This is a genomic window from Succinivibrio dextrinosolvens, assembly GCF_900116345.1.
In the GTDB taxonomy this organism is placed as follows: Bacteria; Pseudomonadota; Gammaproteobacteria; order Enterobacterales; family Succinivibrionaceae; genus Succinivibrio; species Succinivibrio dextrinosolvens_B.
This window is the reverse complement of the sequence record NZ_FPAH01000013.1, coordinates 57,052-68,230: the sequence shown is the minus strand read 5'-3', so window position 1 is coordinate 68,230 and position 11,179 is coordinate 57,052. Positions and strand designations below refer to the sequence as shown.

8 protein-coding genes and 1 rRNA gene are annotated in these 11,179 nt (G+C 38.4%); 2 read left to right on the top strand and 7 right to left on the bottom strand.

Annotated features, from left to right (window positions below; translation table 11 throughout):
* The 3 genes from BM308_RS06040 to yfcE form a co-directional block, all read right to left on the bottom strand.
* Positions 1–335: ribosomal RNA gene (locus tag BM308_RS06040) — 16S ribosomal RNA — on the bottom strand; the annotation flags it as partial.
* A 231-nt stretch (positions 336–566) separates the two neighbouring features.
* Entirely contained in the window at positions 567–1,019 is a 453-nt protein-coding gene (locus BM308_RS06035) for a NanQ anomerase/TabA/YiaL family protein (RefSeq protein ID WP_074943717.1), read from the bottom strand.
* Between the two features lie 6 nt (positions 1,020–1,025).
* Entirely contained in the window at positions 1,026–1,604 is a 579-nt protein-coding gene (gene yfcE / locus BM308_RS06030; protein WP_074943715.1) for a phosphodiesterase, read from the bottom strand.
* 224 nt (positions 1,605–1,828) lie between these two features.
* On the opposite strand from yfcE, the gene BM308_RS06025 reads away from it, so the two are divergent.
* Positions 1,829–3,430, top strand: a complete 1,602-nt coding sequence (locus tag BM308_RS06025) for a xylulokinase (RefSeq protein ID WP_074943713.1) — start codon at positions 1,829–1,831, stop codon at positions 3,428–3,430.
* A gap of 49 nt (positions 3,431–3,479) precedes the next feature.
* On the opposite strand, the gene BM308_RS06020 is transcribed toward BM308_RS06025, so the two are convergent.
* Positions 3,480–4,703, bottom strand: a complete 1,224-nt coding sequence (locus BM308_RS06020; RefSeq protein WP_083425472.1) for an extracellular solute-binding protein — start codon at positions 4,701–4,703, stop codon at positions 3,480–3,482.
* Between the two features lie 722 nt (positions 4,704–5,425).
* On the opposite strand from BM308_RS06020, the gene BM308_RS06015 reads away from it, so the two are divergent.
* Positions 5,426–6,751 carry a carbohydrate porin gene (locus tag BM308_RS06015; protein WP_074943709.1) on the top strand — a complete coding sequence of 442 codons (1,326 nt, stop codon included), beginning with the start codon at positions 5,426–5,428 and terminating at the stop codon, positions 6,749–6,751.
* Positions 6,752–7,529: 778 nt separating this feature from the next.
* Here BM308_RS06015 and yjfF read toward each other — a convergent pair.
* Genes yjfF through BM308_RS06000 form a run of 3 tightly spaced genes read right to left on the bottom strand, consistent with a single transcriptional unit; the run spans position 7,530 to position 11,128 of the window.
* Positions 7,530–8,555: a galactofuranose ABC transporter, permease protein YjfF gene (gene yjfF, locus BM308_RS06010; RefSeq protein ID WP_074943707.1), complete on the bottom strand. Its 1,026-nt coding sequence runs from the start codon at positions 8,553–8,555 to the stop codon at positions 7,530–7,532.
* Positions 8,548–9,609, bottom strand: a complete 1,062-nt coding sequence (locus BM308_RS06005) for an ABC transporter permease (RefSeq protein ID WP_074943705.1) — start codon at positions 9,607–9,609, stop codon at positions 8,548–8,550. Before BM308_RS06005 ends, yjfF begins: the two co-directional genes overlap by 8 nt.
* Positions 9,593–11,128, bottom strand: a complete 1,536-nt coding sequence (locus BM308_RS06000) for a sugar ABC transporter ATP-binding protein (RefSeq protein WP_074943703.1) — start codon at positions 11,126–11,128, stop codon at positions 9,593–9,595. Before BM308_RS06000 ends, BM308_RS06005 begins: the two co-directional genes overlap by 17 nt.
* Positions 11,129–11,179 lie beyond the last annotated feature (51 nt).

The following is an 11,179-nucleotide window of genomic DNA, read 5'->3' as shown; positions in this document are numbered from 1 at the left end:
GTAGGAGTCTGGGCCGTGTCTCAGTCCCAATGTGGCTGATCATCCTCTCAGACCAGCTAGAGATCGTCGCCTAGGTGAGCCTTTACCTCACCTACTAGCTAATCCCATTTGGGCGCATCTGATAGCGCATCGCTGCTTTCACCCTCAGGCTGTATGCGGTATTAGCAGTCGTTTCCAACTGTTGTCCCCCTCTATCAGGTAGCTTCCCAAACTTTACTCACCCGTCCGCCACTCGTCATCAGGAAAAGCAAGCTTTTCCTATGTTACCGTTCGACTTGCATGTATTAGGCCTGCCGCCAGCGTTCAATCTGAGCCATGATCAAACTCTTCGATAAAAAAGATTTTGATTTAATTTTTTTGATAGTCCCTCAGCTCTTGCCTTCTCTATCTCTTTTGTTTCCCTCTTCCGAGGGCCCACACAGATTGTCCGTACTTGTTTTTAAAGAACTTTTAAAACGCTTGGTTTTATTTGTCGTTGTCGTTCGTGACAACGGAAATGCATTATAGACTTTTTTTGACCTATGTCAAATGTTTTTTTAATTTTTTTTAAATATTTTTTCTAAAAATTAAATCTTAACCTTTACAACAACCTTAACAACAGTCATTTTTTCGCCGTTATAACAGGCTCTTGGCTGATGGGCCTCCTCAGGAGGAACAACTACCAGATCACCGGCCTTAAGATTTACCTTAGTATAGAATTCAGGAGTGTCATAAAAATAAACGTCATTATCTGGTACAGACTCATTTAACTTACAGTCCTTAACTAAAGCCATACCAAAACTTTCTTTTCCTTCGGCAATATACTGAACATCAAAATATTCTTTATGAGATTCAAATCTAGCCTCTGAAAAATCAATTGTCTCATAACGCTGAACCATGGCAAAGACACCATCCATTACTACATACTTGCCATCTTCCATATTTTTGATGTCATGCTCAGCAAGCCATTTATATGCAGCTTTAAATTTCTCTTCAAGATAATCGTACTTTGAAACTAAATCAATTGATGTAGCTAGCATTTGAAATTACTCCTTAAAGTTATATGAATTCAATAAATTACCATTCAGATCGTACAACTCTATTGCATTTTCACTTATCAATGCAAATCCTTTTTGAGTTCCGCCTTTTGGAATTGAGATCGAGCCCGGATTTATGTTTATAACTCCGCTATCTTTGTGAAAAATTCCTGAGACATGAGTATGTCCGGACAAAACAATATCTCCAGGATTAAGACCTAGTTTTGAAATCTGTTCCTTTGTTTCAATCTTATGAAGATGACCATGGGTCAGAAAGACTTTCTTTAATCCTTTATCTGTCAAAAGTACTATATATCCGTAGGCTGCATTGCAGGGAAAATCAAAAACCATTCCATCCACTTCACTGTCGCAGTTGCCACGGATCGAAATGACTTTATCCTTATACTGATTGAGTATATCCCCGACGATCATAGGATCATATGAGGCAGGAAGTTTGTTTCTTGGACCATGATTCAGAAGATCACCTAAAAGAATTAAAAAATCGCAGTTAAATTTATTAAAAAAATGCAGAGCCTGTTTTAATTCCTCTGATCCACCATGAATATCCGATAAAACCAAATATCGCATAACAATCCTTACTGTCATCGTTTTCAATTTTTAATAATTATTAAAACACCGAAAACTATCTTACAAGCATTAAAATTACTGTATCTACATTGATAATAAAGAAATATTGAATAAATATTTTTCTTCAAAAAGTGAGATAAATAACAACTATGCAAACGTTTGTGTTTTATAGTATTATACATACTAAATCCGTTCAACATTATAATACATAAGTGAGAATACAAATGTCAGACATTAAAAATATCATTTCCGAAGGCAAGGCCATTTTAGGTATTGAATTCGGTTCAACCCGTATCAAAGCAGTTCTTATCAATCCAGAGGATTTCAAACCTGTTGCTCAGGGAGCACACGAGTGGGAAAACCGTCTAGAAAACGGATTCTGGACCTATCATTTAGATGATATCTGGACAGGTCTTCAGGATTGCTATCAGGATCTTTTAAAAGATGTTAAGAACCAGTATGGTGTTGTTATCAACAAACTGGCTTCTATCGGTTTCTCTGCAATGATGCACGGCTATATGGCATTTGATAAGGATGGCAATCAGTTAGCACAGTTCAGAACCTGGAGAAATGCAAATACTTCTGAAGCTGCTGCAAAATTAACTGATTTATTCCAGTTCAACATTCCAGAGCGCTGGAGTATTTCACACTTATATCAGTGCATCCTGAATAAAGAGGATCACATCTCTAAAGTTGATTTCTTCACTACCTTAGCAGGTTATGTTCACTGGAAACTTACAGGAGAAAAAGTACTAGGTGTTGGTGATGCTGCAGGTATGTTCCCTATTGATTCAGACAAGATGGATTACAATCAGGAATACCTAAATAAATTCAATCAGCTTCTCAAGGACGAAAAATTACCTTATACCCTAGAGCAGCTATTACCTAAGGTATTAACCGCAGGTGAGAATGCTGGAACCTTAACCGCCGAGGGTGCAAAGTTGCTTGATACATCAGGTAATCTACAGGCAGGATGCCTACTCTGTCCTCCAGAAGGAGATGCTGGTACCGGTATGGTTGCTACCAACTCTGTTGCAGTAAGAACCGGAAACGTATCTGCAGGTACATCCATCTTTGCAATGGTTGTTCTAGAGAAAGCATTACAGAAGCTTCACAGAGAAATCGACTGCGTTACCACTCCAGACGGACTTCAGGTTGCTATGGTTCACGCTAATAACTGTACTTCTGATCTTAACTCCTGGGTCGGTTTGTTTGCAGACTTCCTGAGAGCTGCAAACATCGAGATGGATACTACAACCTTATTCAAGACTCTATATAACGAAGCTCTGAATAACGGTGCACCTGACTGTGACGGCATCATTACTTACGGTTATCTGTCAGGCGAAAACATTACCAATATGCCAGAAGGCAGACCTCTTCTTGCCAGAATGCCAAACTCAAAATTCAACGTTGCCAACCTTTTCAGAGCAAACCTGAATACTTCCTTAGGTGCAATCAGAATCGGTATGAACATTCTAAAGGGTGAGAATGTAAAGATTGATAAATTATTAGGTCACGGCGGTCTTTTCAAGACCAAGGGTGTTGGTCAGTCAATCATGGCAGATGCTTTAAATACTCCTGTATGGGTTATGACCACTGCAGGTGAAGGCGGTGCTTGGGGTATTGCCCTGCTTGCAGCTTATGCAACAGCAGAGAACAACAAGCAGACTCTGCCTCAGTTCCTAGATCAGAAAGTATTCAAGGATGCAGATGGTTCTAAGATCGATCCTACTCCAGCAGGAGTTGCAGGTTTTGATAAGTTCCTGGAAAGATATGTACTATGTCTTGGAGTTGAAAGACAGGCAGTTGAGTGCCTAAAGGCTTAATAGAAAAGAAACAGATCAACGGTCGCAATAATGCGACCGCTTTTTTTGATTAGAGTCCGGATTTGAAAGCGTCAATCTGATAATGAACCTGCTCTACAGCAGTATTAAGAGCATCTCTTACAGACATCTTCTTCTCAAAAATTGAACGAAGAGATACATTCATTGGAGTCCATACCTCTGCCATTTCTGGAATAGATGGAGTAGGAATAGCTCTGCTTGCCTGAACTGCAATTGCATTAGCAACATCATTATTGGTAATGATCGGATCAATCATAACAGCCTTCACAGGAGGAATTTCGTTAGTTGCTAAATACCTCTGTTTAACATATTTAGGCTGATTGATAAATTTTAAAAAATCTTCTGCCAAATCATAATCATTAGCCCAGGTTGAAATAGCGTAGCCCTTAACACCTAAGAAAGAGCTCATTGGCTTTCCATTTTGCAGTACAGGAAGAGGTGTAACGCCATAATCTATATTAGCAGACTTGTAGTAATCTAAAGCCCAAGGACCAGTGATAACTGCAGCAGCTTTTCCTGAGGAAAAAATATTATCCTGTTCATATGTGCCATCCTCGCCAAGAATAGAATCAGGGAAACAGGAGTTATCATAAAACTGCTTTGCAATCTCAACACCTTCAATTGCACCGTCATTAGCCAGGCCTACATCGTCAGCGTCAAGATTTCCATCTTTATCCAAGCCAAAAACATAACCGCCATATGGCTGCATAAGACTGAAAACATAGTAAAGAAGATCCCATTTAACCAGAAGTCCATATTCGTTGTTGCCCTGATTAACTCTCTTTTTGGAATAATCAAAATACTCATCTAAAGTATCAAACGGATTACGAAGAATTGATTTGTTATAGATAAGGATTAAAGTCTCAACAACTTTAGGAACAGCGTAAATTTCTCCATTATGAGTAAAAGCTGAAACAGAGGATGCGATATATTTATCCTGGTCCTCATCCATAAATTTTATTGGAGCAACCAGTCCCTGAACAACAGCAGATCCAATTCGATCTGAGGGAATCATAAAAACATCAGGACCAGAACCAGATGGACCATCAAGTCTTAATTTATCGATCTGTGATACAAACGGGATTTCCTTTACTGTAACCTTACAGTGAAATTCGCGCTCAAAATCAGCAACAGCCTGTTCAATTCCCTTTGCCTTTTTTTCATCTTCCCAGACAACAAGTTCATGAATTGCAAATGACTTTGTAGAAAGAAATGCAAAGAAAATCAATGAAAGAAACTTTGATAATTTACTCATTATCATTACACCAGAAAAGCCGAAATATGTCCCTTTAATATTTTTGCATTAAAAATTCACACAATAGTGATTAATAACACAAAATCTAATCTGTTTTAATTCACGCTATTCTATAGCGAAAAGCCATAAAAATCACACTATTTTCGATTTGTGCATTATGACAACATCTCGCAAATTTTTCTTGATTTTATTATAGCCATATAGATAAAAATCATAATTTTTGTAATATATCACGAATTTTTGTGAAGCTATATCTCAAAAAATCAAATTACAAAATGACAAAATAAGGCAATAAATTATATTCATCATCAAAAATTCGATATTGTCATAAATATTCAATAATCAAAAACAGTTTAAAAATGAATTGTTATATATATTTTTTTTTATAACACATTATTCTGTGATTTATTTCCCATTTTATCAACGCTATTTTTTGATTTTTTTGTGTTTTAGATCACTAATTTTATTTTTCATATTTGAAGAATAAAAAAAAATTAAACAAAATAAAAAGCACTTAAAAACTTCTAGAGAAAGATCTTGATAATTTCTTTAGATTTTTTAGGTAATAAAAAAAGATCCGTTGAGATCAAATAAAAATAGTCTGAAGAAAAACTGTGAAGTTAATTTGAAGAACTTAAATACCGAAATTTCATTTTCAGTATTTTTGAAATTAGCATCGCATTTCAGAACTATAACTTACTAATATTATTGGGATATATAAAATGAAGAAAATCAGTCTAATAGCTGCAGCTATGTTTGCAGCCGTCACTTCTATGCCTGCAGCATATGCAGATTACACTCCAAACATCTACTTCAACGGTTACCTAAGATCTGGAGTCTTCCACGGTAAAGGAGGCCAGATGGCTAAATTTAACGTAAATAAAGTTGGAAGACTTGGTAACGAGAATGATACCTACGGTGAAATAGCTTTAGCTTCAGATATTATTAAAGTTGATGATACAGTCTGGACTGTAAACTCAAGATTTACAGTTGCAGACAATAAGCGTAATCAGGATTGGCAGTCAACCGATGGTGATGATACCAGTGCAAATCATAACCATTTTGCATTGCGTGAATTATTTGTTAATGCAAAGGGTGTACTTGAATGGGATAAAGATGCATCTGTATGGGTTGGTAAAAGATTCTACAAACGTGAAGATATCCATATTACAGATATGTACTATTATGACATCTCTGGATACGGCGCAGGTTTAGATGGTCTATCTGTTGGTCCTGGTAAGTTAGATTTAGCATGGATTCGTCAAGACGATGCAGCAAACAGCTATTCAGATGAGACAAAGAAATCTTATAAGACTTTTGTATCTGTAAACAAGCTTGATGCACGTTATAACTTCAGCGTATTTGATGATGCAAATCTACAGATTGCTGACACCTATTACATTGCCGAGCGAGATAACAAACATTCATATCTAAAGAATGAGGTTAAAAACGCAAATACTTTCGATATCGAGTTAAATGTCGGCTTTAACGGTGGATGGAACAAGACTGTTTACCAGTGGATGCACGGCTCAAACGCTGCAGGAGTTCACTACGGCACCGGTAACTGGTTAGATTACGATGGAAACGCAAACGGAGCAAACGGCCATCGTATAATCAACACTGGTGATGTTTCAATTACTGACAAATTCAAATTCCAGCATGTTGAGAACATTGCTCATTCAGCAGGCTATGCAGATCATAAGAAGACAACAACCTACTCTTTCGTAGTTCGTCCATATTATCAGTTAACCAAGATGACCCGTTTAATTTGGGAAGCTGGAGCATATTATGACGTAACCAAGCTTGCCAATGGAACAAAGAATAAAGAAAAGGGTCAGAAGTTAACTATGGCTTATGGTATTACTCCTGATGCTTCTAATATGTGGTCAAGACCAGAAATCAGAATATTTACTTCATATATCCATGGAACTGTTACCAACGACGGTGTTAGAGAGCCAGTTAACCTGACAAACTACACAAACGAAGATGGCAAGGTTGATTACAACCACAACTTAATGTTTGGTGTTCAGGTTGAAGCTTGGTGGTAATACCACTGAAAACATAGTATAAATTCTAAAATTGTTCCCTCTATAACATATATGGAGGGACTTTTTTATCCTTCGATTCACCTCAAAACATAAAACTCTGTCTTGCGTTGCAGCAATCTTTGATTACTCGCGTTTCTTTAGTGATCAATGCTCAACGCCTTTTTAATGCACGCATCTATTAATGTGATTAAAAGACAATATTACAGAATAGAAATGTACCGTCTAAGTTAGCAAATTGTTCTATACATAGACATTTTGCTCGTCATTAAGTAATGCAATAAAAATATATTTAAAAAGCAAGAAAGCAAGATTTGCCCTGACAAGCGAATGAATATGGATATCACCCCTCATCCACAAGCTATAATTTATCAGATGTTAAGACTCATTAAACGATAATAGGCATAGATCCTACCTATAGGATCTATGCCTACTAACCTAATAACCAATAACAACTAACGATCCAAAGTAAATGAGCTATTAACTCTAGTTACTGTGGTTGGTTCGTCTTTTATGGCACTTATTGTTACTGAAGCTATTGCTGTAATTACAGTAAGAGCGATTAAGAATAAATTTGCCTTTGTCATAGCACATCCCTCATGCAGAATTATTCTTGTGTCTACTGTCTTTATGTTTATTTATTTTGATTGTTATATTTTTATTAATAATAATTGTTATTGTTATACCTTCATAATAGTCAATTAATAAGGATAGAAAATAGAAAGGGGTATGCTTTGTGACATACCCCAAAATTCATTTACTAAAAGTGTGATCGATGAATTTATTTGTTCTCTTTTACAGAGCCTTCAGCAATCTGATTCATAAGTTTGTTCTTATGGGCATTTACTAAGGCCTGCATTACAATGAACAGACATAGTAGAAGACCAACTACAATCTTGGTCCACCAAGCTGAAAGAGTTCCCTGGAAGGAGATAATGGTCAGGATTGAGCCCTGAATCATAACACCTAGCAGAGTACCAGGCATAAAGCCAACACCACCCATCAGCTGGGTTCCACCGATAACTGATGATGCGATTGCATCCATTTCCATTCCAAGACCGTGCAGGGTATAACCTGACAGCATAATCCATGAGTAGCAGATACCGCCTAATGCAGCACAGAAACCAGAAATGATGTAAACGCGAACACGGATAAAATCAGTCTTTAAGCCCATCAGTTTTGCAGACTGCTCATTACCACCGATAGCATATACGCCTCTACCAAAAGAAGTGTAACGCAGGATGATAGTTGCAAGCACAACCATGAATAAAGCAATTACAGCACCTAGAGACAGGAAATAATCACCAAACTCGAATGAGAAAAATGCTAAGTCTGAATACTGTGGATTATCAATAGGCACTGAGTCACGTGACAGAATTGCAGTCAGACCACGGCATAGGAACATTGTACCTAGAGTAACAATGAATGGCTGTAATCTGAAATAAGTAATCAGAAGACCGTTAATAAGACCGACAGTAAAACCGATTGCCAGAACAATTGCCATGCATACATATGGACTGATTGTTGTATCTCTCATCAGAACAGCCAAGGTCATGCAGGAGAGTGAAACCACAGCACCTACAGACAGGTCAATACCACCGAATCCGGACAGGATTGTGAAGGTAATACCTACTGTAACAATAATAAGAGGAGCATTGTCAATAAACAGATTCAGGAAAACCTGCAGGCTGAAGAAGCCGTCAAACAGAACTGAACCAAATCCGAATAAAACAACAAATAGTGCACCAGTAACATAGAATGGGAAGTTCTGAGATGCAACTAAGTTTGATAAAAACCTACTACGCATTTGAAACCTCCTTCTTAGAACTTAACTGAGTATCAAGGCGCTTTAACTTGTAGTTGCGATACATTTCCTTAAACTTCTCTGACTGGAATACGATAATCAGCAGAATAACAATTGCCTTAACCGCAGGTAGTCTATCTGATGAAACACCGATAGCGTACATGGTAGTGGTTAGTGTCTGAATGGTAATAGCTCCAATGATGGTACCGCCGATATAGTATCTACCGCCAACCATCAGAGTACCGCCAAGGGTAACTGCAAGAATGGCGTCCATTTCCATATTCAGACCAGCATTGTTAGCATCGGCAGCTCTAATGAGAGAGCCTTCGATAAGACCAGCTGTACCGGCACAGAAACCAGAGAAGATATACACAGCAAATAGAACAGCAGTAACTTTGATACCAGCATAGCGTGCAGCATTCGCGTTGATACCAACAGACTGAATCATAAGACCGATTGAGGTTCTCTTGTTGATGAAAAGAACCAGCAGAACCATTGCAAGAGCAATAATCATTGCAGTTGGAAGCATAACACCTGGGATGTTACCGCCGATGTAAGCAAATGGCTTGTAGTAAACGGTAATAATCTGACCGTCAGTCATAAGCTGAGCGATACCACGACCAGCTGTCATCAGAATCAAGGTTGCAACCATTGCCTGAATCTTCAGCTTGGCAACCAAGGTACCATTCCAGATACCGGCAACAATACCTACACATAAGGAGGCAAGAATTGCGATGAAGAATGGATGCTCAGGAATACCGGAAATATCACCACCTAACATTACACAGCAGGTTGCAGATGAAATTGCCACCACAGCACCAACAGAAATATCGATACCGCCTGTTGCAATAACAAAGGTCATACCTAATGCAAGGATGATAAGTGAAGATGCACGGTACAGAATATCAATAGGACGACCGTACAGATTGCCATTTTCCATAACTTCAATCTTGAAGAAGTCATCTACGAAAAATGCATTGAATAAAAGCAGCACTGCTAAGGCAACCAGAGGCAAAGCAAGTGAGCTTTGGGTAAATTTTTTAACAAGACTTTCCATGGTAGTCTCCGGCTATAGCTTGCATAATGTGTGCAGTTGAAATTTCATCATCATTTAATTCTGTAATCTTTTCATGATCACGAATTACCATGACTCTTGAACAAGTACGAACCATTTCGCCCATCTCACCAGAAATGAATACAACTGCCATTCCCTTCTCCTTGGCCAAAGATACTGCCAAGGCCTCGATTTCAGACTTGGTACCAACGTCAATACCACGGGTAGGTTCGTCTAAAATCAGAAGATTAGGTTCAGTTGCAAGCCATCTTGCGATAATCACCTTCTGCTGGTTACCGCCAGAGAGGTTCTTAATGAGCTGCTCACGGTCTGACACCTTGATTCTCAACAGATTGATATAGTAGTCGGCAAGCTTGTTCTGGCGATGTCTAGACATATGCTTGAACATGCCGTTCTTAGCCTGTAGAGCAAGGATAATGTTCTCTCTAACTGACAGATCACCAATGATGCCCTGAACCTTACGATCTTCAGGACAGAATGCGATACGATTCTTCATCATATCCATTGGAGTCTTAACTGAAACTGCAGTGCCGTCTATGTAGATGTTACCGCTTGATTTCAGAAGAGTACCGAACAGAGTTTCTGCGATTTCAGATCTACCGGAACCTAAAAGACCAGCAAAGCCAACAACCTCACCCTGCTTGATATCCATTGAAAGGTCTTTAACCTTGCCCGGTACGGTTACGTGCTCAGTCTCAAGGAAGATGTTCTCACGAGGAACTGATTTATCAACGTTAGATTCGATTTCGCCTTCTTTAACTTCTTTACCCATCATCTTGGAGATTAGTTCAATTCTTGGTAAAGACTTGATGTCGTATTCACCGATATAGGTACCGTCACGCAGTACAGTTATACGATCACAGATTGTATAAATCTGCTCTAGGAAATGAGAAATAAAGATGATTGAAATACCTTGAGACTTCAGATTTCTCATAATCTTGAACAGTCTCTCGGTTTCTTTGTCTGACAGTGAAGAAGTTGGTTCGTCAAGAATCAGAACTTTACACTGTGTATCGATAGCACGGGCAATTGCGATCATCTGCTGCATTGCTACCGGGTAGAAATTTAGTTCTTTTGTTACATCGATATCGATGCCTAATTCGCGGAATAACAGGTCAGATGCATTCTTCTGCATTGTAGCCCAGTCAATACGGCCAAATGCTCCGCGAGGTTCACGTCCAATATAAATATTCTCTGCAACTGACAAATTAGCACAAAGATTAACTTCCTGGTAAACGGTAGAAATACCCATCTGCTGACTGGCTAGAGGAGTGGTAGGTTCAATTACCTTACCGTCGAAAGTGATTTCTCCATTAGTCTTGTGATAAACACCTGTTAATACTTTAACTAATGTTGATTTACCAGCACCGTTCTCGCCCATTAGAGAGATGATTTCGCCTTTTTTTAGATTGAAAGAAACGTCTTTTAAGGCCTTAACTCCTGGGAAGAACATGTCAATGTGTTTCATCTGCAATATATATTCGTTGTCTTCTAAGGCCATACAGCCCTCCTAATGCAGGTGTTCTTCTTGATGATTGATGATTGGGGTTTA

What these genes read in the sequence shown, in the direction of transcription:
- yfcE (WP_074943715.1), bottom strand. Translation starts at nt 1,604, where the DNA reads ATGCGATATTTGGTTTTATCGGATATTCATGGTGGATCAGAGGAATTA.
- BM308_RS06015 (WP_074943709.1), top strand. Translation starts at nt 5,426, where the DNA reads ATGAAGAAAATCAGTCTAATAGCTGCAGCTATGTTTGCAGCCGTCACT.
- BM308_RS06020 (WP_083425472.1), bottom strand. Translation starts at nt 4,703, where the DNA reads ATGAGTAAATTATCAAAGTTTCTTTCATTGATTTTCTTTGCATTTCTT.
- BM308_RS06000 (WP_074943703.1), bottom strand. Translation starts at nt 11,128, where the DNA reads ATGGCCTTAGAAGACAACGAATATATATTGCAGATGAAACACATTGAC.
- BM308_RS06025 (WP_074943713.1), top strand. Translation starts at nt 1,829, where the DNA reads ATGTCAGACATTAAAAATATCATTTCCGAAGGCAAGGCCATTTTAGGT.
- BM308_RS06035 (WP_074943717.1), bottom strand. Translation starts at nt 1,019, where the DNA reads ATGCTAGCTACATCAATTGATTTAGTTTCAAAGTACGATTATCTTGAA.
- yjfF (WP_074943707.1), bottom strand. Translation starts at nt 8,555, where the DNA reads ATGCGTAGTAGGTTTTTATCAAACTTAGTTGCATCTCAGAACTTCCCA.
- BM308_RS06005 (WP_074943705.1), bottom strand. Translation starts at nt 9,609, where the DNA reads ATGGAAAGTCTTGTTAAAAAATTTACCCAAAGCTCACTTGCTTTGCCT.